Origin of the sequence: Erythrobacter sp. 3-20A1M (assembly GCF_018636735.1) — a bacterium.
In the GTDB taxonomy this organism is placed as follows: Bacteria; Pseudomonadota; Alphaproteobacteria; order Sphingomonadales; family Sphingomonadaceae; genus Alteriqipengyuania.
In genome coordinates, this window is the sequence record NZ_CP045200.1 from 2,473,022 (window position 1) to 2,493,989 (window position 20,968).

The following is a 20,968-nucleotide window of genomic DNA, read 5'->3' on the forward strand; positions in this document are numbered from 1 at the left end:
TGTTCGCTCCAAATTTGGCTTTAGAATTGGGCGAATAGGTTTAATATCTGTTGAAGACGATCAGGATGGTTCGACCGGTTCCCGGCCCAGTTGTTCGCCGATCGCGGCAAGCAGTTCGCGCGTTGCCGAGGGGTCCGAACTCGCCAGAAGCTCACGCTCGAACGTGCGGCATCGCTCGCCCAGATCGCTCTGGCCGAAATATCCCGCGACGCCTGCGATCTGGTGGAGCAGCCCGGCGATTTCGGTTTTCGCTTCGTCTTCGACCTCGCCGCTTTTCAAAGCGGCCTCGATTGCCGCGATCGTCGCTGCTTTTCGATCGGCGAACATGCGCTGCAGGCGTGGGTTGGTCTCTTCCTCGATAGCCGGTTCCGCAGGGGCAGGGCGGTCGGGCGAGCGGGGCGACCAGCGGCAAATGGTCTGGCGCAAATCCTTCACCCGCAGCGGCTTCGCCAGATGCGCCTGCATCCCCGCCGCGCGGCATTGCCGGATGTCGTCGGCATAGGCGTTTGCCGTTACCGCGATGATCGGCAGGGTTGCTGCGCTGAGACCCGCCTCGCGAATGGCGATCGACGCGCCCAGGCCATCCAGCACCGGCATCTGCACGTCCATCAGAACCATGTCGTAGGGCGTGCCGTCTCGAGCGGCCGCTACCGCCATGTCCACGGCCTGGCGCCCGTCGCGTGCGAGGTCGCATTGATGGCCGGCCTGCGCCACCATACCCTGTGTGAGCTCCTGGTTCACCGGATTGTCCTCCGCCACCAGGATGCGCAGACCGGATGCGGGTGTGCCCTCGTTGCGTTCGACGGGCTCCTCCGCCTCGGCATCGGTGGTTGGGGCCGCGCATTCTCGCAGTGGCAGGGTGAGGGTGAAGCAGGAGCCTACGCCCTCTTCGCTTTCCACTCGCAACTTGCCGCCCATCAGTTCGGCCAGCTGCGCGCTGATCGGCAGGCCAAGGCCCGTGCCGCCGAACTTGCGGGCGGTCGTTTCGTCGGCCTGGGTGAACTTCTCGAATATCTGGCCGAGCCGATCCTCGGGTATCCCGATGCCGGTATCCTTCACCGCGATCGCCATGCGCGGGGCCGCATCGGACTTGCCTCGATCGATCGTCAGCTGCAGCCCGACGCTACCTTTCTCGGTGAATTTGAGCGCATTGCCGAGCAGGTTGAGCACGATCTGGCGCAACCGCATCTTGTCGACCGATACGCGCGGCGGCAGCGTTTCGTCGATCTCCAGCTTCAACGCCACGCCATTGCGCTGCGCCACCGGCTCCATCAGCCGCACGCAGCTGCGCAGCGTGTGTCGCAAATCGGTCGGCTCGTTCGAAACCGTCATCTGGCTGGCCTCGATCTTCGCGAAGTCGAGCAGATCGTTGAGGAGGCGCAACATGGCGTTACTCGATTCAGCGATCATCTGCAGCCGGCGTCGCTGATCGGGATCGTCCTCTTCGCTGAGGGCGAGATCGGTGAAGCCGATCACCCCGTTCATCGGCGTGCGGATTTCGTGGCTCATATTGGCCAGGAAACTGCTCTTTGCCTTGTCCGCGGCGCGCGCTTCGTCGCGGGCTTGGGTGAGATATTCGCGCATCGTCACATCCTCGGTGCGATCGATGATCACGCCGAACACGGCCGTCGCCACCTCGTCTTCATTTCGGTCGACATGCCCGATGACCTCGACATGGCGCAGCTGGCCGTCGCGATGAACCAGGCGCGCGGTGAAGCGATAGGATTCGCCCGTCGCGATCGCCTCGTCCAGGGAGCCGGTCACGATCTGCCGGTCCTCGGGGTGATAGAAGTCGATCGCTTCCTCGAGCGGTGGGGGTTGGCCCGGCGAAAGACCATGCAGCCGGAAGACCTCGTCGGACCACTGTATCTCCTGCTCCGCCAGATCGAGATGCCAGTGGCCGACATGGGCGGTCGCCTCCGACAGGTTCAGCATGCGGTTGCGCTCTTCCAGTTCAGCGGTCGCTTCGTCCACCTTTCTCACGACCAGCGCCTCGCGGCGGGAAAACGCGATGAGCAGGATTCCGAGCATGACGGTGACGATGAGCCCGCTGAGCAGGACCAGCAGCGGCTCTTCCGACGCGACCCGGCGATCGAACGGGGGCAGGCTCCGCCAGCGCAAGGTCATCGGCTGGCCGGCCAGTTGGATGGTCCTGGTAAGCTCGAAGTGTGCCTCGCGCGATGGAGAAGCCGAGTTCGCGAACATCAGGCGATCGGGGTCGATGTCGCGCCCGCTATAGACCTCCAGTGAAAAGTCCTGGCCCTGTCGCGGGGTCAGCCTGGCCAAGAATTCCGCCGCGACTAGCGGAGCGTAGATCCACCGGCGCGCGCCCGTATCGACTGTTTCCACTATGGGTTCCATGAGGAGGAAACCGCCACCACCGTTTTGCACCAGCGAGAGTGGTTGGGTCATCGCGATGCGACCCGTGCGCGCGGAGCGCTCGACCGCCTCCCGGCGGCCCTCCTCGAATGCGAGATCGAGGCCGAGCGCCACGAGATTGTCCTGGAGAGGTTCGATCCGGTCGATGATGAAATGCTTGTTCCCCGGCACGTCGGGATGGACTGCGAAGCGGTCCCCGTATTCGCGATAGAATTCGCGGCGATAGGCGGGCAATTCCGCGCCGCTTACTTCCCGGAAGATGCCCAGCCCGCGCATGCCCGGATAAGCGCGATCGAGGTCTAGCCGATCGACATAGCCCTTCCACCTGGCGGGGGAGATTCCGCCTTCGATGGCCGCAAAGGCGGCCCCGCCATCGAGCGCGCGATTGTATGTCTGAAGGCGATATTGCAGCGCCTGCTCCGTATCGGTGGCCAGGGCCAGGAAACTGGCGGTCGACTGCTCATATTCCCGCTCGGCGGCGTAGCGCCAGGCATAGAAGGTCAGAAGCAACGTCAGCGACAGGCAGATCGCGATGGTGGAACTGGTGCCGCGCACCACCTTGCCGCGCCACAGAACGGGGATCGGCGAAAATCGCGACAAAAGGAGGATCGGCAGCACGAAGGCGACGCCCAGTACATCGCCCCCGGCCCAGGTCAGCCAGTTTTCCAGTACCATTTCGGGCTGGGCGGCCCCCGTGAAGAGCAAGGTTCCCACCCCGATTGTCGGTGCGATGAAGCAGGGAAGCACTACTACCATCAGCGCGAAACACGGCAGTTCGCGCGGACGGGTTACATCAATGCCGGTCTGGAACCATCGGGTTGTGAGCAGACCCGCCAGTGCCTGCATTACTGCGCCCGTGGCGATGACTGCGGCAATGCCGACTGCCCCCCAGAGCTGGTCCGGATCGGCGCTGCCTTCCAGCCCGTTCATGAGGTTGATCGATGCGGAGCCGAGCCAGATTCCAGGCCAGATGGCCCTGTTTCGAAGCATCAATGCGCTCAGAGCGACACCGGACGCGGGCCATATGATGGTCGCGTATCCCGGGGGCACAGCCAGTTGCAGTCCGACATACCCCGCGAAGAAATAGCAGGCGGCCAGCGCCGTGACATCGCGCAGCCAGAGAAGCGCCGAGGTCGCTCGAACCTGGGGCGCCTTCATCGCCGCGTCGAATTGTGCCCTGTCGGGATTGCGCATGCCTCGGCCCCGGGTCCTCGTTCTCCGTGAGCAGGGGTACGCGAACTCGGTTAACGAGGGTTAAAACCGGTCTCGGCGCGCAGACCAGACGGCACCAAACGTCGTCCAAAGGAAAGGGGCCGCCGTCCGCGTGGACGACGACCCCTTTCGAGCACTGCAAGCGTGCGCGTCCCCGCGTCAGAATTTCCCGCGGAGAGTCACACCGTAGGTCCGCGGCTCCGCCAGATAGGCGGGGTAGGTCTGCTGCGGCGCGATGAACGGCGTGTTGAAGGCCACCTGCGTGTAGTCCGTATCGAACAGGTTCTGGGCCCACAGCTCGACTGAGAACCGATCGGCGATGTCGGTCAGGCCGACGCGCGCGTTCACCACGGCGTAACCGTCCTGCTCCTTGCCGTAGAGAAGGTCTGAACCGGTGTTGTAGTCGCCGACCATGCGGGCATTCACGAAGACCAGGCCACGCATCCCGCTGGTTCCGATCGGCGGAGTCCAGCTGAACGAGGACGTGGCGGTGATCAGGGGAGCGTTGGAAAGCTGGTCGCCCGGCAGCAGGCGAAGCGCCGGGTCGAGCGGGACTCCGGTATCGCTGCCGATCAGATCGTCCTTATAGCGGGTGTCGGAATAGGTCAGACCCATGTTCAGACCGACGTCCCGGATCGGGTTCAGCGACGCTTCCAGTTCGAAACCCTTGGCGACCACGCCCGGTGCGACATCGTCGGTCGAGCAGGTGCCTGTGGCCGCGTCAGCATCGCTGTCGGCCGCGCCCAGATCGGCGTCGCACCCGTTGATGTTCTGGACCAGGAAGACCGAACCGTTGAAGGTGTTGAGCTGGAAGTTGGAGAACTCCTGATAGAAGCCCGCGAGGCTGAGGCTGAAGCTTCTGGTCGCGTACTTCATGCCCACTTCGAACGCGTCGACCGTCTCCTGGTCGAACTGGAGATTGTCGACACTGCCGGCAAGGAGCGGGCCTAGCACGATGCCGGTGGCGGAAGTGCCGGTTAGCGCCGAACGGTCGAGGTTGAAGCCCCCTGCCTTGTAGCCGCGGGAATAGCTGCCGTAGACCAGCAGGTCGTCGGTCGGCTTCCAGCTGAGGATGGCGGTACCGGTGACCTCGTTCTCCTTGCGGGTGTCGTTGGGGTTTAGACCGTTCAACTCCGCTGTGGAATTGCCCTGGCACGCCAGCGTGATGAGGCCCGCTGCGAGTTCTCTCGTAAGGCGGTTCGCGCTCTGAGTGAGGGGCAGAAGCTCGGCGCGCTGCGTCGGGCAGATCGTGTTGTCGTTCTGGAACCTCGCGTCGAACTGCTTCTTCTCGTGCGTATAGCGCGCGCCAAGAGTCAGATCGACGGTATCGGTCACATGGAAGATGTTGTGCGTGAAGATCGCGAAATTCTTGCTGTTCTGGTTGTAGACGTCCTGCACCCCGCCCACGTCGTTGACCGTGTCGAGGCGGTTGAACCCGGCCACGATCAGCGCGCCTTCGTTCCGGGCGGGAACGGTGGGGTCGTTGAAGGGCGAGAAGGCGGGTGCCTGAAGGATCGGCGCCAGCGCCGGATTGATACACCCGGTCGAACCCGGCGAGAAAATGTTCGCCAGCGGCGTGCCGGCAACCAGCGGCGCGAGCGAGGTGCCGACCACGCGGCAGGTGGCAAAGCGGCCATAATCATCGCCGAACCGCAGATTGTCGCGCACCGTCAGGTCTTCGTTGGCGAAGTATCCGCCGACGAGCCAGTCCAGCCGGTCCTCGAACAGCGAGCCTTGCAAGCGCAGTTCCTGGCTGAAAGTCTTGAATTCCCGCGCAAGAGCGTCGGGTCCGGATGCACGATACAGCAGATCGAGCGAGGTATAGTCGGTATCCGACCCCTGGAAGTTCGAATACTCACGATAAGCCGTGATCGAAGTCAGCGAGACGCTGCCGAGGTCGTAATTGATCTCTGCCGAAACGCCGTAATCCTTCGTTTCGCCTTCGAAGCTGCGACCCGGAGTGACATAGATATCCCGATCGAACGTGTCCTGCGTCAGCGCGCGCGGGTCCTGGCCCAGCGCGAGGATGACGGGGATGATCGGGTTCCCTCTGCCGGTCAGGGCGGTCCCGGCGGCGGTCGGCCGATTGAACTGATCGAAGCCGGGGCTGGTGCGCGCAAGTGGCGCGAAATCGGGCTGTACGAAGGTCGCGGCGCAGCACGCTTCGTTCTTCTTCGAGTAATCCCCGACGATCCGGACCGAGAGGTCGGAGTTGGGCTCGAACAGCAACTGGCCGCGCACGAGGTAGCGGTCGCGATTGTTCACGTCGGTATCGTTCAGCACGTCGTGGTAGAAACCGTCGCGCTTCATATAGACGCCGTCCACGCGCGCGGCGAGCGTCTGGCTCAGGGGCGCGTTGACGCCGCCCTCGATACGATAGGTGTCGTAATTGCCGTAGGTGAAGTTGCCATAGCCCGAGAAATTGAACTCGGGCGGTGCGGTGTAGATGCTGATGAGGCCGGCGGAGGAATTGCGTCCGCCCAGCGTACCCTGCGGTCCGCGCAGAATTTCGATCCGGTCGATGGGGCCGAGTTCGCTCAACGCATTGCCGGACCGCGAGCGATAGACGCCGTCCACGAACACTGCGACGGAGCTTTCCAGGCCGGGATTGTCGCCGACCGTGCCGATGCCGCGAATGCGGGCAGAACCGTTCGCTTCGTTGCCCGTCGAACTGACGAGCAGGGAAGGTGCCACCGCGTTCAGTTCGCGGATATCGCTGGCACCCGTTTTCTCGAGCAGTTCGCCGGAGACGGCGGAGACGGCGACCGGCACATCGGCCAGGGATTGCTGGCGGCCCTGCGCGGTCACGATGATGACGGTATTGCCCTCATCAACGGCCGTATCGTCCTCCACGCTCGCGCGCTCGGTCTCGGTCTGCTGGGCAGGGGCGGTTTGCGCGTGGGCGATACCGGGAATTGCCAGGGCGACCAGCGAGGCACCGAGGGACAGGGTCGCTCTGCGACGCGACGACGATTGGCACACAGTGCGCATGAATATCTCTCCCATGTGTATTCTTGTTGCAAATTTGTACGCCGAACGGCGGCATTCGCTGCGGCATAAAGGCATCGAAATATAGCGTTTTGTCAAGCTCATAACGGTTCGAATGCGCGGTTTTCCGGCGTTCCTGTGGCAGGCTTGACGTTCGGGTAAAGTGGTTGACGGTACGGCATGGCGGGTTTCGTCTGCGCTTGTCGATCCCACCTGTTGCGCCTAGGCAACGGCGATCATGGTCAGCCAATCTTCGTCCGCGAATGCGGACACGCACATTCGCCCGGTCATTTCCGCCACCGGCCTGTACACTCCGACCGATGTCATCACCAACGAGGAGCTCGTCGAAAGCTTCAACGCGTTCGTAGAGCGTGAAAACGCTGCGAACGCGGGCGCGATCGAAGCTGGCGAAACGGAGGCGCTGCAACCGAGCTCGGTCGGCTTCATCGAGAAGGCGAGCGGTATCAAGGCGCGGCATGTGCTGGACAAGGAAGCGATCCTCGATCCCGCGACCATGGCCCCGCGTTACCGCGAGCGCGGCAATGACGAATTGTCGCTGATGGCGGAGATCGGCGTGGCGGCCTGCCGCGAAGCGCTGGCGATGGCCGGTCGCGATCCCGAGGATGTCGATGCGGTGCTGTGCGCCGCCTCCAACATGCAGCGGCCCTATCCCGCGATGGCGATCGAGATCCAGCAGGCGCTGGGTATCGACGGGTTCGCCTTCGACATGAACGTCGCCTGCTCTTCGGCCACCTTCGGTATCCAGACCGCGGCGGATTATGTCCGCGCGGGCCATGCACGCAGCGTGCTGGTGGTCAGTCCCGAAATTACCAGCGGACATCTCAACTGGCGCGACCGGGACAGCCATTTCATCTTCGGCGATGTCGCGACCGCCGTGCTGGTCGAACGCGCGGAAATGGCCCCGGCGGAGCATTGGGACATTCTCGGCACCAGGCTGAAGACCGTGTTTTCAAACAATATCCGCAACAATTTCGGCTTCCTCAATCGCGCCCATCCCGAAACGGTGGGCGCGGCGGACAAGCTGTTCGTCCAGGAAGGGCGCAAGGTCTTCAAGGAAGTCGTGCCGATGGTCGCCGAGATGATCCTGTCGGAAGCGGAGCGACTGGATATCAACGCCGCCGGTTTGCGGCGGTTGTGGTTGCATCAGGCCAATGCCGGCATGAACCGGCTGATCGCGCAGCGCGTGCTGGGGCACGAGGCGAGCGAGGACGAGAGCCCAACCGTGCTCGACAGCTACGGTAATACCTCCAGTGCGGGCTCGATCATCGCCTTCCACCGGCATCGCGCCGATCTCGCCCACGGGGATACCGGCCTCGTCTGCAGCTTCGGCGCGGGCTATTCGGTAGGCGCGGTGTTTCTGCGCAAGGTCGGCGCCTGACTGCGGTGCCACTCGCCGGTTTTGCTTGTGAGGGCGGGGACCAGCCCCTAGGTTGAACCCATGGCAGGAGAATTGTTGGACAATCGGGGACGGGGCGAAGCGGGCTGGAACTGGCCCGCGATACATCCCGAAGGGCGTAAGTTCGGATTGATCGTCGCGGGTCTCGCGCTGGTCGCCGCGCTGTTCGCGTGGGAAACCATCGCTTGGCCGCTCGGCTTCCTGTCCCTCGGCGTGCTGGCCTTCTTCCGCGATCCGGAGCGGGTGGTGCCGCAGGGCGATAAATGCATCGTCGCGCCGGCCGATGGCTTGGTTTCGCTGATTAGCACTGTGGTTCCCCCGGCGCAGTTGCAAGGGGCTGACCAGAACGGGCAGGAGGGCTTGCCCCCCGGCGAGGTCATCCGCGTGTCGATTTTCATGAGCGTGTTCGATGTCCACATCAATCGCGCGCCGGTGGGCGGCACGATCAGCCGCCTCGCCTACATTCCCGGCAAGTTCCTCAACGCCGATCTGGACAAGGCGAGCGAGGAGAACGAGCGCCAGCATATCTTGGTCACGCGCCCGGATGGGGTGCAGATCGGCTTCACCCAGATTGCCGGGCTAGTGGCGCGCCGGATCGTGCCCTTCGTGCAGACGGGCGATATGGTCGCGGCGGGGCAACGGGTCGGCCTGATCCGCTTCGGCAGCCGCGTGGACGTGTACCTTCCGGCCGGTACCGCGCCGAAGGTGATCCTGGGTCAGAAGGTCATCGCCGGGGAGACGGTTCTCGCCGAAATCGGTCACGCTCCCGAAATAGAGGGGCTGTTGCAGTGAAGGTGCGGGGGTCGCGGCTTGGACCCAAGGCCGCTGAAGACGAAACGTCGCCCGAGGTGGTGCGCGGATCAGGGCAGGGCCTCTCGCTTCGCGCCGTTCTGCCCAACGCCATCACCGCGGCGGCGATGTGCTCCGGCCTGACCGGAATCCGCTTCGCGATCTCGGGCGACTGGCGCGAAAGCGTGCTCGCGATCATCCTCGCGGGGCTGCTCGACGGGATCGACGGGCGCATCGCACGCCTGCTGAAGGCGCAGAGCCGGTTCGGGGCCGAACTCGATAGTCTCGCCGACTCGCTATCGTTCGGCATGGCGCCGGCCATCGTGCTCTATCTGTGGTCGTTGCAGGCGCTGCCCCGGCTGGGATGGATCGCGGCGCTGGCATTCGCGATCGCCTGCGCGCTGCGCCTGGCGCGTTTCAACGCGCAGATCGACATGGACGAACAGCCGCACAAGAGTGCGGGCTTTCTTACCGGCGTTCCCGCCCCGGTGGGCGCGGGGCTGGCGTTTCTGCCGGTCTATCTCTGGCTTGCGACGGGGTGGGAAGAATTCCGCAACGCGTGGCTCGTCGGGCCGTGGATGGCGCTGATTGCGTTCCTAATGATTTCGAACATCGCCACGCTCAGCTGGACCTCGATCAGACCCCGTCGAAACGTCAGGCTGGAGCTCATTTTCTTCGCCGGTCTCATCTTCGCCGCGCTATTGATCGAGCCCTGGTGGTCGTTGGCGGCCATTGCCGGCGGCTACCTGGTGTTGATGCCGCTGGGAATCGTCCGGTATGCACGTATCAGGCGGCAGCGCGCGGAAGCACGGCAAGCGGCTCGCCCGCTCGAAGCCGACGATCCGCTGCAATAATACGCCGCGACCGTGGCAAAGGCTGCGGATAGCGAATCTTTTTCTTTTCCTGCTCGAGTTCGGCGCGCAGGGCCAGAAAGGCCCCGCGGGCACGCACCGCCGCGTCGGCAATAGTTGCGAGCGATATTACCGCGACAACGGCAAACAGGGTGAAAAGGGCAAAACCAACCATGAGACCACCTTCCGTTCTTGACCCGCAAATGTCCGTCTGTTGACAAGTTGTGGAGAACAGGTGGACAACCTCGATGGAGCACTCCTGTTCCGGATCGATAGGCAATGTTCTCCATTTGTTCTCACAGGTCAAGTGCTTTTAGCGCCGGGCCGATATACGGGTGCGGCGAATGGGGGCTGGATTTCTCCGGCGATCGTCGCTAATTGCCCTCGCGTCGCGCGGGATTCGGCCACACCGGTCGGGTATCGCACGGCAAAATCCACATGGAAGGCGCTGACATACCGGTGCCGCGCGCGGGCGATCCGCAACGCGGTTCCTGCCTTCCAGAGGTCAAACCGGAAAGGAATATGATTATGGCGGCTCCTACCGTCACCATGCAGCAATTGATCGAGGCCGGCGCGCATTTCGGCCACCAGACCCACCGCTGGAACCCGCGGATGAAGCCTTACATCTTCGGCAACCGCAACGGCGTTCACATCATCGACCTGTCGCAGACCGTGCCCCTGATGGCGCGTGCGCTCGATTTCGTGGATGCGACCGCGCGGGCGGGCGGCAAGGTGCTGTTCGTCGGTACCAAGCGCCAGGCGCAGGAGCCGATCGCCGAGGCGGCACGTGCTGCCGGGCAGCACTTCGTCAACCACCGCTGGTTGGGCGGCATGCTCACCAACTGGAAGACGATCAGCCAGTCGATCAAGCGTCTCAAGACTCTGGAAGAGCAGCTTTCAGGCGACACCCACGGGCTGACCAAGAAGGAAATCCTCCAGCTCACGCGCGAGCGCGACAAGCTGGACATGTCGCTGGGCGGCATCCGCGACATGGGCGGTATTCCCGACGTCATGATCGTGATCGACGCCAACAAGGAAGATCTCGCCATCAAGGAAGCCAACGTGCTTGGCATTCCGGTGGTCGGTGTGCTCGATTCGAACGTCGATCCGACCGGCATCGCTTTCCCCGTCCCGGGTAACGACGACGCCAGCCGCGCGGTGCGCCTCTATTGCGAGGCGTTCGGCGAGGCCGCGAAGAAGAACTCGGGTGGTGGCAAGAACGTCGGCGAGATGGAAAATCCGCCGGCAGAGGCCGAAGCCGCCGCCTGAACCGGCGAATGAACCGCCGTCACCGGCGCTTCACAAACAGACATTAGCCGCCCGGGTCGCACGCTCGACCCGGGCGCATTGCACTATCAAATTCGAGGAAACGAGACATGGCTGCTTTTACCGCCGCTGACGTGAAGAAGCTCCGCGAGAAGACCGGAGCGGGCATGATGGATGCCAAGAAGGCGCTCGAAGACGCGAACGGCGACATCGAGGCCGCGGTCGACGCACTGCGTGCCAAGGGCCTTGCCACCGCGCAGAAGAAGTCCAGCCGCACCGCGGCCGAGGGCCTGGTCGGCGTGGCCGTCGAAGGGACCAAGGGCGTCGCGGTCGAGGTCAATTCGGAAACCGACTTCGTCGCCAAGAACGACAAGTTCCAGGACTTCGTGCGCAAGACCACCGAAGTTGCGCTGGGCGTGGACGGCGACGATGTCGAAGCGCTCAAGGGCGCATCCTACCCCGATGGCGGCACCGTGGGCGACAAGCTGACGGATAACGTTGCGACCATCGGCGAGAACCAGCAGGTCCGCCGCATGAAGACCGTGAGCGTCGATAATGGCGTGGTCGTTCCTTACATGCACAACGCCGTCTCGCCGAACCTCGGCAAGATCGGCGTGCTCGTCGCGCTTGAAAGCGAAGCCGACGCGGACACGCTGGAAGCGCTGGGCAAGCAACTCGCCATGCACATTGCCGCCGCGTTCCCGCAGGCGCTCAACGCCGAGGGCCTAGATCCCGAACTGATCGAGCGCGAGCGTGCGATCGCCAAGGAAAAGGCGGCCGAGAGCGGCAAGCCGGAGAACGTCCAGGAAAAGATGGTCGAAGGCGCCATCGGCAAGTTCGCCAAGGAGAATGCCCTTCTCAGCCAGCTGTTCGTGATGGACAACAAGACCCCGATCGGCGACGTCGTGGCGAAAGCTGGCAAGGATGCCGGCAAGCCCATCGTGCTGAAGGACTATGTCCGCTTCCAGCTCGGCGAAGGCATCGAGAAGGAAGAAAGCGATTTCGCAGCCGAGGTGGCCGCTGCCGTCAAGGGCTGAGCGGTTCTCGACCGAAATCTGGGGGCGGCGCGCCGATGGGCGCGTCGCCCCTAATCGTATGCGCGGCCCTTCGCCGTGACAATTTCCATGAGCGCGTCCCAGCTAACCGGTTCGCCTTCATAGCTATGGATGTATCCGGTCGCGATACGGGGGAAGGCGCGGATCGCCCTCTTGTGCGCGCCGCGATAGGCGAAGGCGCGCATCGCGCCCGCGTTTTCCCAGGTCGTGATCGTGCAATAATGATCCCCCAGCCGGTTGACGGCTACCGACAGATTGCCGGGCACCTTCCGCGCCTGGGAGAGCGAGCGCAGCGTGTGCCACCAAAAGCGTGGCGCGTGCCCCGGACTTCTCAGTTTCAACGCGGTCAGAACGGTGTAAACCATGAGAGAGCGCCTCTGCCGGGACATCGCCCGACATCATCCGGCTTTCCCTTTGCGCGTTCAAGCCCTTGTCGCTAAGGACCGCCGCGACCCGCCCTCCAACCGGACCACACCTGACTATGACCGCGCCCGCCTATAAACGCATCCTGCTCAAGCTGTCGGGCGAGGTGCTGATGGGCGACCAGAGCTTCGGCATCGATCCGGCCTTCGTCGCGGAGCTGGCGCAGGAGGTGAAGGCGGCCAAGGATACCGGGCTGCAGATCTGCCTCGTCATCGGCGGGGGCAATATCTTTCGCGGCATGGCCGGGGCGGCGCAGGGCATGGACCGCGCGCAGGCCGATTACATGGGCATGCTGGCGACCGTGATGAACGCGCTCGCGATGCAGAACGCGCTCGAGCAACTGGGTGTGCAGACCCGAGTCCAGAGCGCGGTGCAGATGGATCAGGTGTGCGAGCCGGTCATCCGTCGCCGCGCCGAGCGGCACCTGGAGAAGGGCCGCGTGGTGATCTTCGCCGCCGGGGTCGGGGCACCTTATTTCACCACCGACAGCGGCGCGGCGCTGCGCGCGGCGGAAATGCGCTGCGACGCGCTCTTCAAGGGCACCAGCGTCGACGGCGTGTACGACAGCGATCCGAAGAAGAACCGTGCCGCGAAGCGTTTCGATACGGTCACTTACGACCGTGTGCTGGCAGACAACCTGAAGGTCATGGATGCCTCCGCCGTGGCATTGTGCCGCGATAACGCGATCCCGATCGTGGTCTTCTCGATCCGCGAGAAGGGCAATCTCGCCCGGGTGCTGGCGGGCGAGGGTGTGCAGACGATAGTGAAAGAGGAAGCCTGATCATGGCAAAATACGACAAAAGCGATATCGAGCGCCGCATGCAAGGCGCGGTGGACAGCCTCAAGGGAGACCTGTCGGGCCTGCGCACCGGTCGCGCGAACACCAGCCTGCTCGATCCCGTGGTGGCCGAGGTTTACGGCGCGATGATGCCGTTGAGCCAGGTCGCGACCGTCTCCGCCCCCGAACCGCGCATGCTGAGCGTGCAGGTGTGGGACAAGTCGAACGTCAGCGCCGTGGAGAAGGGTATCGCCAAGGCCAATCTGGGTCTCAACCCGATGACCGACGGCCAGACCATCCGCCTGCCGATGCCCGACCTGACGGAGGAACGGCGCAAGGACCTGGCGAAGCTGGCGGGCGAATATGGCGAGAAGGGCAAGATCGCCATCCGCAACGTGCGCCGCGACGGGATGGAAGCGCTGAAGGAAGACGAGAAGAAGAAGGAAATCTCCGAAGACGACCGCAAGCGGTCCGAGGACGAGGTCCAGAAGCTGACCGACAAATACGTCGCCGAGACCGATACGGCGGTCGAAAAGAAGGTTCAGGAAATCCTGAACCAGTGAGAGGCCCCGGCGGTCCCTCGCGAAAGCCGCATCATGGCATCTGAATCCGCATCGGCCCGCCATGTGGCCATCATCATGGACGGCAACGGGCGCTGGGCGAAGCGGCGCCATCTGCCGCGCGCGCTGGGGCACAAGCGCGGGGTGGAGGCGGTACGCGAGCTCGTGCGCGCCGTGCCCAGCATGGGGGTCGAGTGCCTGACGCTCTATGCCTTCAGTTCGGAGAACTGGAAACGGCCGGAGGACGAGGTCGGGGATTTGATGAACCTGATGCGCAAGTTCATCAAATCGGATCTGCCCGAATTCATCGAGAACGGCGTGCGGCTGCGGATCGTCGGTGATTGGCGCGCGCTCGATTCCGACATTGTCGCCATGCTGGAAGACGCGCTGGAGCGGACGGCAAACGGTACGCAGACGCTGGCGGTGGCGCTGAATTACGGATCGCAGCAGGAAATCGCACGCGCCGCCACCCAGGCCGCGCGCGAGGGCGAGATTACGCCCGATACGATCGCCGCGCATCTCGATACTGCCGATCTCCCGCCGCTGGACCTGCTGATCCGCACCAGCGGGGAAGTGCGCCTGTCGAACTTCCTCCTGTGGCAATCGGCCTATGCGGAAATGATTTTCGTCGATACGCTGTGGCCCGATTTCACCCCGGCGCACCTGCGGGACGCGCTGGACCGGTTCGCAGCGAGGGAGAGGCGCTATGGCGGACGTTGACGACGATGTGCGCAAGCGCGACCGGCTGAAGGCGCGCGCGCAGCGCTACCTCCCGGTGCCGATCTCGGTCCGCACCGGCGATCTGCCGCGCCGCGCGGCCAGCGCGCTGGTGATGGTCGCGGTCGCGGGCGGGGCGCTTTGGATCGGCGGCTGGCTGTGGAGCGGGCTCGCGTTGATAATCGGGCTGTGGGCGCTGTACGAATGGACCGCGATCGTCTGGCGCATGACGCAAAGCGCGGGTCGCCGCGCGGCTGGGGTGGTCCTGGGCCTCTGCTATATCGGCTATGCCACCTTTGTCATCGCGGCGCTGGGCAACGATCAGGTGCTGGGCAGCGCCGGTGAAGGCCGGATCGGCGGCCCGCTGATCGCGCTGATCGCCAGCGTGATCGCGACCGATACGGGGGCCTATTTCGCCGGGCGTATCATCGGTGGGCCGAAGATCGCGCCCAGGATCAGCCCGTCCAAGACGTGGGCTGGTCTGGCGGGCGGCATGGCGGGCGCGGCGCTGGTGCTGGCCCTCTTCGCATCGGGCGGACGCCTCGCCCTCTCGGTTCCGGCGGCGATCGTGCTGGGCGGGGTGGTCGCGGTGGTCGCGCAATGCGGCGATTTTCTGGAAAGCTGGATGAAGCGAAAGGCGCATGTGAAGGATTCGGGCTCGCTCATTCCTGGACACGGGGGCATCCTCGACCGGGTCGATGGGCTGATCGCGGTATCCTGCGTGCTCGGCTTCGTGTTCATGGGCACGCTGATGCAGGCGACCGACCTCTGACCCGCTCGATCACCATTCTGGGCGCGACCGGTTCGGTCGGCACCTCCACGCTCGACCTGCTGCGGCGCGAGCCGGGTGAATGGCGGGTCGAGGCCCTGACCGCCAATTGCAGCGCGAAGGAGCTGGCCGCGCTGGCCCGCGAATTCGATGCGCGTCTCGCGGTCGTGGGCGACGAGGAGTGCCTGTCGGAGCTGCGCGCGGCGCTGGAAGGCAGCGGGATCGAGGCGGCAGGCGGCCAGCGCGCTTTGTGCGAGGCCGCCGCGCGCCCCGTCGACATCACCATGGCCGCCATCGTCGGCTGCGCCGGGCTCGCCCCGGTCATGGCCGCTATCGAGCAGGGCGGCACCATCGCGCTCGCGAACAAGGAAGCGCTGGTTTCCGCTGGCGAGGTGATGACCACCGCGGTGGAAAAGCACGGTGCCACGCTGCTGCCGGTCGATTCGGAGCACAACGCGATCTTCCAGTGCCTCCATGGCAACGACGTGGCCGAGGTACGCTGGATCACGCTCACCGCCAGCGGCGGGCCCTTGCGCACCTGCTCCACGGAAGAGCTGGCGCGCGTCACCCCGGAACAGGCGGTGGCGCACCCCAACTGGAGCATGGGCGCAAAGATCAGCGTCGATTCGGCGACGATGATGAACAAGGGGCTGGAGCTGATCGAGGCCCACCACCTGTTCCCGGTCGGGCTCGATCGCATCCGCATCGTGGTCCATCCGCAAAGCGTGATCCACTCGATGGTGGAATACCGCGACGGATCGACCCTGGCGCAGCTCGGGCCGCCGGACATGCGGGTGCCGATTGCTTCGTGCCTCGCCTGGCCGCGGCGGATGGAAACGCCGTGCGCGCCGCTGGACCTGCCCGCGATCGGCGAACTCAGCTTTTTCGCGCCCGACGAGGTACGCTTTCCCGCCACACGGCTGGCGCGGGAAGCGGCGGAGGCGGGAGGGGCAGCCCCGGCGGTCCTCAACGCGGCGAACGAAATCGCCGTCGCCGCGTTTCTGAAGGGTCACCTTCCGTTCACGCGTATCGCGCTAGTGGTGGAAACCGTGCTGAATGAGAGCAACCTGCCGCCTGCGCCCGAAAATCTGGAGGACGTGCTCGCGCTCGACGCCGCCACGCGTCGGAGCGCCGCCGCGTTGCTGGAGACCACCTGAATGACCGGCTCGCCGCCTTTCTGGATGTATATCGTCGGGTTCCTACTGCTGCTGGGGCCGCTGGTGACGGTGCATGAGCTGGGGCACTACCTCGTCGGGCGGTGGTTCGGAGTGAAGGCGAAGGCCTTCTCCATCGGCTTCGGCAAGGAATTGTTCGGCTGGACCGACCGACGCGGCACGCGGTGGAAGGTCAGCATGCTGCCACTGGGCGGCTATGTGCAGTTCAAGGGCGATATGAACCCCGCCAGCGTGCCGGATGCGACCGGCCATGACGGGCTGACGGCGGAAGAGCGCGATGGCGCTTCCAGTACGCGGCGCTATGGAAACGGGCGCTGATCGTATTCGCCGGTCCGGCCACCAACATCATCGTCACCGTCGCGATCTTCGCCGCCTTCTTCGCGATCTTCGGCCGACCGGTCGCAGCCGATCCCGCCGAGACGAACGTGATCGCGAAATTTGCCGAACAGTCCGCCGCGCGCGAGGCCGGGTTGCGGGTTGGGGACCGGATCGTTGCCATCAATGGGGACGCGGTTCCGGAATTCTCCTCGCTACAGCAAAAGGTACTCATGTACCCGGGCCAGACGCTGCGCTTCACGATCGAGCGTGACGGCGCGCGGCGAGAGGTCCCCGTCACCCCCAGCGATACCGTGGAAACCGACAAGTTCGGCAATCAGTCTCACGTCGGCCGGATCGGCGTCTATTCCAGCCAGATCCGCATTGCGGAAGTCGGCCCGCTGGAGGCGATCCCGCTGGCCGTGCGGCAATCGGTCGACGTGGTCCGGCTGATGGTCACCGGCATCGGTCAGATCGTCACCGGGCACCGCTCGGTCCAGGAACTGGGCGGACCGATCAAGATCGCCAAGTATTCGGGCGAGCAGCTGAGCCTGGGACCGATCGCGTTCGCGAACCTTGCCGCGCTGATCTCGATTAACTTGGCATTCATTAACCTGTTGCCAATTCCCGCGCTCGACGGCGGGCATCTGGCGTTCTATGCGGCGGAGGCGGTTCGCCGCAGGCCGGTCGGCCCGCAAGGGATGGAGATGGCGTACCGCACCGGCTTCGCACTCGTGCTGATGCTGATGCTGTTCGTGACCTTCAACGACTTGGTGTCGTTGCCGCTGTTCGGGTAACGGCGGCGATCGGGTGGGATTATCCCACGCGGTCGCTTGATCGGGGGGCACGCATCGGGCAATAGGGCGCGGCTTGACCGACCCCTGCCGCCGCGATGCGTGACGATACGAAAATCCGGGGGCGGGTGGACGAACTGGACGGGACTTTTTCCGAATATGAATGGCAGCACTTTCGGGCGCGAAACCATTTCGCAAAGCCATGGGCGTTTTATCCTCAGCCTGCTGGGGGGCTCCATACTGGCTGGCCTGCCGCTTCCCGCCTTGGCGCAGGAAACGCAGGACGGTGCCGATGCGCCGGCGACTTCCGAGGCGCAGGCTCCGCGCCAAGACGTGATCCGCACGATTTCGGTGCGCGGTGCCCAGCGGCTCGAGCCGCAGACCATCCTCAGCTACATCAATCTGCGCCCGGGGCAGGTCTATACCGCCGCCGCCGCGGACCAGGCGTTGAAGGATCTGGGCGCGACCGAGCTGTTCTCCAGCTTCTCCATCCGTAACGAGAATGGCGATGTCATCATCGACCTGACGGAAAATCCGGTCATCAACCGGATCATTCTGGAAGGCAACAAGCGGCTCAAGAACGACAAGATCCTGCCCGAGATTAAGCTCGCGCCGCGTCAGATCTTCACCCGGTCGAAGGTGCGCGCGGACGTTGCCCGCATCATCGAGCTGTACAAGCGGCAGGGGCGCTTCGCCGCCACCGTCGAACCGCAGACCGTCCAACTGAGCCAGAACCGCGTCGACCTCGTCTTCGAGATCAACGAAGGGCCGAAATCCAAGGTCCGCCAGATCAACATCATCGGGAACGAGAAGTTTTCCGATGGCGACCTGCGCGATCAGATGGTCACCAAACAGACCGGTTTCCTGAGCTTCCTGAAAGGGAACACCAGCTACGATCCGGACAAGCTGGCGTTCGACCAGCAGAAGCTGCGCGAATTCTACCTGACGGAAGGGTATGCCGACTTCCGCGTCGTTTCCGCGGTCGCCGAGCTGACGCCCGACAAGGAAGACTTCATCATCACCTACGTGGTGGAGGAAGGCGAGCGCTACAAGTTCGGCGACGTCAAGGTCGAAAGCCAGATCCGCGATTTCGACAGCGAGGGCCTGACCAAGAGCCTGACGATCAACAAGGGCGACTGGTACAACGCCAAGACGATCGACGACGCGGAAGAGGGCCTGACCGAACTCGCCGGAACGTTCGGTTACGCCTTCGCCGATGTCCGTTCGCAGGTTCGGCGCAACCCCGAAACCAAAACGATGGACATCACGCTGGTCATCAGCGAGGCACCGCGCGTCTATGTCGAACGGGTCGACGTCAACGGCAACACCCTGACGCAGGACAAGGTCGTGCGCCGCGAAATGCGCTTGGTCGAAGGCGATGCGTTCAACACATTGCAGGTGAAGCGGTCCAGCAATCGCATTGCGTCGCTGCGCTACTTCCAGGACAATTTCGAGATCGAGCAAAAGGAAGGGTCCGAGCCCGACCGGATCGTTCTCGAAGCGAACGTGGAAGAACAGCCGACCGGCGAGCTGCAGCTTTCGGCGGGCTTCTCCTCGCTCGAGCGGTTCCTGCTCGCCGCATCGATCAAGCAGCGCAACTTCCGCGGTCGCGGTCAGACCGTCGGCGCCTCGGTGCAGTGGTCGCGCTACTCGCGAAGCTTCAACCTCAGCTTCTCCGATCCCTACGTGTTCGATCGCAATCTGTCGCTCGGCGTGGATGTCTATCGCCGGGACCTCAACAGCTTCAATTTCATCGGCAGCAACCGGCAGACCACGTACGAGCAATCGACCACCGGTGCTTCGTTGCGGCTCGGCTTCCCGGTGACCGAATACATCTACGCCATCGGCAGCTACACTTTGAACTTCGACGACGTTAGTGTGGACGAGTCGACCTATTTCTTGGACTTGGACGGGGACGGAATTCCGACGTGCGAACCGCTGCTGGCGGGTCGCTATCTGTGCGATGCGCTGGGCAAGCGGACGAGCTCCATCCTCGGGATGACGCTTAATTACAGCACGCTCAACAACTCCTACCATCCCTCGCGCGGCAATCAGGTAACACTCACTGCCGAATATGCGGGGCTGGGCGGTTCGGTGAAGTTCGCGCGCGTACGCGGCAGCGCGTCCAAGTTCTGGCCGGTTCTCAATAACTTCATCTTCTCGCTGCGCGCGGAGGGCGGGTATATCAAGGGCTTCGGTAGCACCACCGGGGTCGACGACGTGCGGCTGACCGACCGTTTCCAGCTCGGCGAACCGGAATTCCGCGGGTTCGACATTCGCGGCGTGGGGCCGCGCGTCCTGCGTCAGGCCTATGACACCACGACGGGCGAGTACATCACGCAGCGCGACCGGCTGATCGGCGACGACGCGCTGGGGGGCAAGGCATATTATCTCGGCCATGCCGAGCTCGAGATTCCGCTCGGTTCGGGCGCGAAGGAACTGGGGCTGCGACCGTCGGTGTTCGTCGATGTGGGCGCGCTGTTCAATGTCGAGCGCCCGCAAACGACCACGCTGACCGAAGACCTCAAAATCTACCAGCAGACGTATAACGGGGTGACCTCGCAGACCACCAACGCGACCGCCCCGGACGGTACGGCCAACATTCCACTCCGCACTATTCCGGCGTTCCGCGAGCTCTTCCTGGGCGACACGGCGAAGCCGCGTGTGACCGTGGGTATCGGCGTGAACTGGAACTCGCCCTTCGGTCCGTTCAGGATCGATTTCGCCAGGGCTGTTACAAAGCAGCCCGGCGACGACACCAAGACATTCACCTTCAACGTAGGGACGCAATTCTGATGAAAACCGTTTTCAAACCTCTTCTCGCGCTGGGTCTCGCGACCGCTTCGGTCGCCGCTCTCCCGCTTCCCGCCGCCGCGCAGGTGGCGAAGGGTGTCGGGGTGGTGAACCTGCCTGCGATCGTGGCCAACTCGCAGGCATTCCAGACCGCGCAGCAGCAGCGCCCGACAACTTACGCGGCGCAGATCCAGCAGGCGACCACGCGCAACCAGCAGATCGAAGCGCAATTGAAGCCGCTCATCGACAAGTTCAATGCCGACCGCCAGGGTGGCAGCGTTTCCAACGACGCCCTGCAGGCGCAGGCCGCGCAGATCCAGCAGATCGACCAGGCTGGCCAGGCCGAAATTCAGCGTATCCTGGCACCTGTCGCGGCTAGCCGTGCCTATGTTCAGGAACAGATCCAGGACAAGCTGGAGGCGGCCATCCAGGCTGCGGCGAAGAAGAAGAACATCACGCTGGTACTGGATTCGTCCCAGGGTCAGGTGGTCTTCGCCGAGCCGTCCTACATGCTGTCGCAGGACGTGGTGAACGAACTCAATACTCTGCTGCCGACCGCGCAGCTGGTGCCGCCGGAAGGCTGGGTGCCGCGCGAAGTTCGCGAACAGCAGGCGCAGCAGGCTGCGATGCAGAACCAGACCGGCGGCCAGCAGGCGCCGCAGCAGCAGATCGAAGGGCGCTGAGCCG

General features: G+C 64.1%; 16 protein-coding genes and 1 pseudogene. 13 read left to right on the forward strand and 4 right to left on the reverse strand.

Annotated elements, in window-relative coordinates; all coding sequences use genetic code 11:
• Nucleotides 1–60: 60 nt before the first annotated feature.
• Together F7D01_RS12105 and F7D01_RS12110 are read right to left on the reverse strand one after the other, a co-directional pair.
• Nucleotides 61–3,537 carry a CHASE domain-containing protein gene (locus F7D01_RS12105; protein ID WP_215227784.1) on the reverse strand — a complete coding sequence of 1,159 codons (3,477 nt, stop codon included), beginning with the start codon at nucleotides 3,535–3,537 and terminating at the stop codon, nucleotides 61–63.
• A gap of 213 nt (nucleotides 3,538–3,750) precedes the next feature.
• Nucleotides 3,751–6,582, reverse strand: coding sequence for a TonB-dependent receptor (locus F7D01_RS12110; RefSeq protein WP_215227785.1), 2,832 nt, complete (start codon nucleotides 6,580–6,582; stop codon nucleotides 3,751–3,753).
• A gap of 235 nt (nucleotides 6,583–6,817) precedes the next feature.
• Here F7D01_RS12110 and F7D01_RS12115 point away from each other — a divergent pair, with 235 nt between their 5' ends.
• Genes F7D01_RS12115 through F7D01_RS12125 form a run of 3 tightly spaced genes read left to right on the forward strand, consistent with a single transcriptional unit; the run spans nucleotide 6,818 to nucleotide 9,639 of the window.
• Nucleotides 6,818–7,978, forward strand: coding sequence for a beta-ketoacyl-ACP synthase III (locus F7D01_RS12115; protein ID WP_215227786.1), 1,161 nt, complete (start codon nucleotides 6,818–6,820; stop codon nucleotides 7,976–7,978).
• 60 nt (nucleotides 7,979–8,038) lie between these two features.
• Nucleotides 8,039–8,788, forward strand: a complete 750-nt coding sequence (locus F7D01_RS12120) for a phosphatidylserine decarboxylase (RefSeq protein ID WP_215227787.1) — start codon at nucleotides 8,039–8,041, stop codon at nucleotides 8,786–8,788.
• A complete protein-coding gene (locus F7D01_RS12125; protein WP_215227788.1) occupies nucleotides 8,785–9,639 on the forward strand; it encodes a phosphatidylcholine/phosphatidylserine synthase in 855 nt (284 codons plus the stop codon). The genes F7D01_RS12120 and F7D01_RS12125 overlap by 4 nt, the downstream gene beginning before the upstream one ends.
• On the opposite strand, the gene F7D01_RS12130 is transcribed toward F7D01_RS12125, so the two are convergent.
• Nucleotides 9,572–9,916, reverse strand: coding sequence for a hypothetical protein (locus tag F7D01_RS12130; RefSeq protein WP_215227789.1), 345 nt, complete (start codon nucleotides 9,914–9,916; stop codon nucleotides 9,572–9,574). The two genes, F7D01_RS12125 and F7D01_RS12130, sit on opposite strands and share 68 nt — an antisense overlap.
• Nucleotides 9,917–10,164: 248 nt before the next feature.
• On the opposite strand from F7D01_RS12130, the gene rpsB reads away from it, so the two are divergent.
• Entirely contained in the window at nucleotides 10,165–10,905 is a 741-nt protein-coding gene (rpsB, locus tag F7D01_RS12135; protein WP_215227790.1) for a 30S ribosomal protein S2, read from the forward strand.
• 107 nt (nucleotides 10,906–11,012) lie between these two features.
• Nucleotides 11,013–11,939, forward strand: a complete 927-nt coding sequence (tsf, locus tag F7D01_RS12140; protein ID WP_215227791.1) for a translation elongation factor Ts — start codon at nucleotides 11,013–11,015, stop codon at nucleotides 11,937–11,939.
• 50 nt (nucleotides 11,940–11,989) lie between these two features.
• Here the strand turns inward: tsf and F7D01_RS12145 are convergent, their stop codons facing one another.
• Entirely contained in the window at nucleotides 11,990–12,322 is a 333-nt protein-coding gene (locus tag F7D01_RS12145; RefSeq protein WP_215227792.1) for a hypothetical protein, read from the reverse strand.
• 116 nt (nucleotides 12,323–12,438) lie between these two features.
• Between F7D01_RS12145 and pyrH the strand changes: the two genes are divergently transcribed.
• The 8 genes and pseudogenes from pyrH to F7D01_RS12185 all read left to right on the forward strand — a co-directional run bounded on the left by pyrH (nucleotide 12,439) and on the right by F7D01_RS12185 (nucleotide 20,964).
• On the forward strand, nucleotides 12,439–13,161 hold the full coding sequence (gene pyrH, locus F7D01_RS12150) for a UMP kinase (protein ID WP_215227793.1): 723 nt from the start codon (nucleotides 12,439–12,441) through the stop codon (nucleotides 13,159–13,161).
• Nucleotides 13,162–13,163: 2 nt separating this feature from the next.
• On the forward strand, nucleotides 13,164–13,721 hold the full coding sequence (gene frr / locus F7D01_RS12155) for a ribosome recycling factor (RefSeq protein WP_215227794.1): 558 nt from the start codon (nucleotides 13,164–13,166) through the stop codon (nucleotides 13,719–13,721).
• A gap of 33 nt (nucleotides 13,722–13,754) precedes the next feature.
• Nucleotides 13,755–14,438, forward strand: coding sequence for a polyprenyl diphosphate synthase (gene uppS, locus F7D01_RS12160; RefSeq protein ID WP_215227795.1), 684 nt, complete (start codon nucleotides 13,755–13,757; stop codon nucleotides 14,436–14,438).
• Nucleotides 14,425–15,207 (forward strand): phosphatidate cytidylyltransferase, encoded by a 783-nt coding sequence (locus F7D01_RS12165; RefSeq protein ID WP_215227796.1) that lies wholly within the window; start codon nucleotides 14,425–14,427, stop codon nucleotides 15,205–15,207. The genes uppS and F7D01_RS12165 overlap by 14 nt, the downstream gene beginning before the upstream one ends.
• Nucleotides 15,204–16,361 (forward strand): 1-deoxy-D-xylulose-5-phosphate reductoisomerase, encoded by a 1,158-nt coding sequence (locus tag F7D01_RS12170; RefSeq protein WP_215229802.1) that lies wholly within the window; start codon nucleotides 15,204–15,206, stop codon nucleotides 16,359–16,361. Before F7D01_RS12165 ends, F7D01_RS12170 begins: the two co-directional genes overlap by 4 nt.
• Nucleotides 16,362–17,491 (forward strand): annotated as a pseudogene (gene rseP / locus F7D01_RS12175) (RIP metalloprotease RseP).
• Nucleotides 17,492–17,647: 156 nt separating this feature from the next.
• Nucleotides 17,648–20,284: an outer membrane protein assembly factor BamA gene (bamA, locus tag F7D01_RS12180; RefSeq protein ID WP_215227797.1), complete on the forward strand. Its 2,637-nt coding sequence runs from the start codon at nucleotides 17,648–17,650 to the stop codon at nucleotides 20,282–20,284.
• On the forward strand, nucleotides 20,284–20,964 hold the full coding sequence (locus F7D01_RS12185) for an OmpH family outer membrane protein (RefSeq protein WP_215227798.1): 681 nt from the start codon (nucleotides 20,284–20,286) through the stop codon (nucleotides 20,962–20,964). The genes bamA and F7D01_RS12185 overlap by 1 nt, the downstream gene beginning before the upstream one ends.
• The last annotated feature ends 4 nt before the right edge of the window (nucleotides 20,965–20,968 follow it).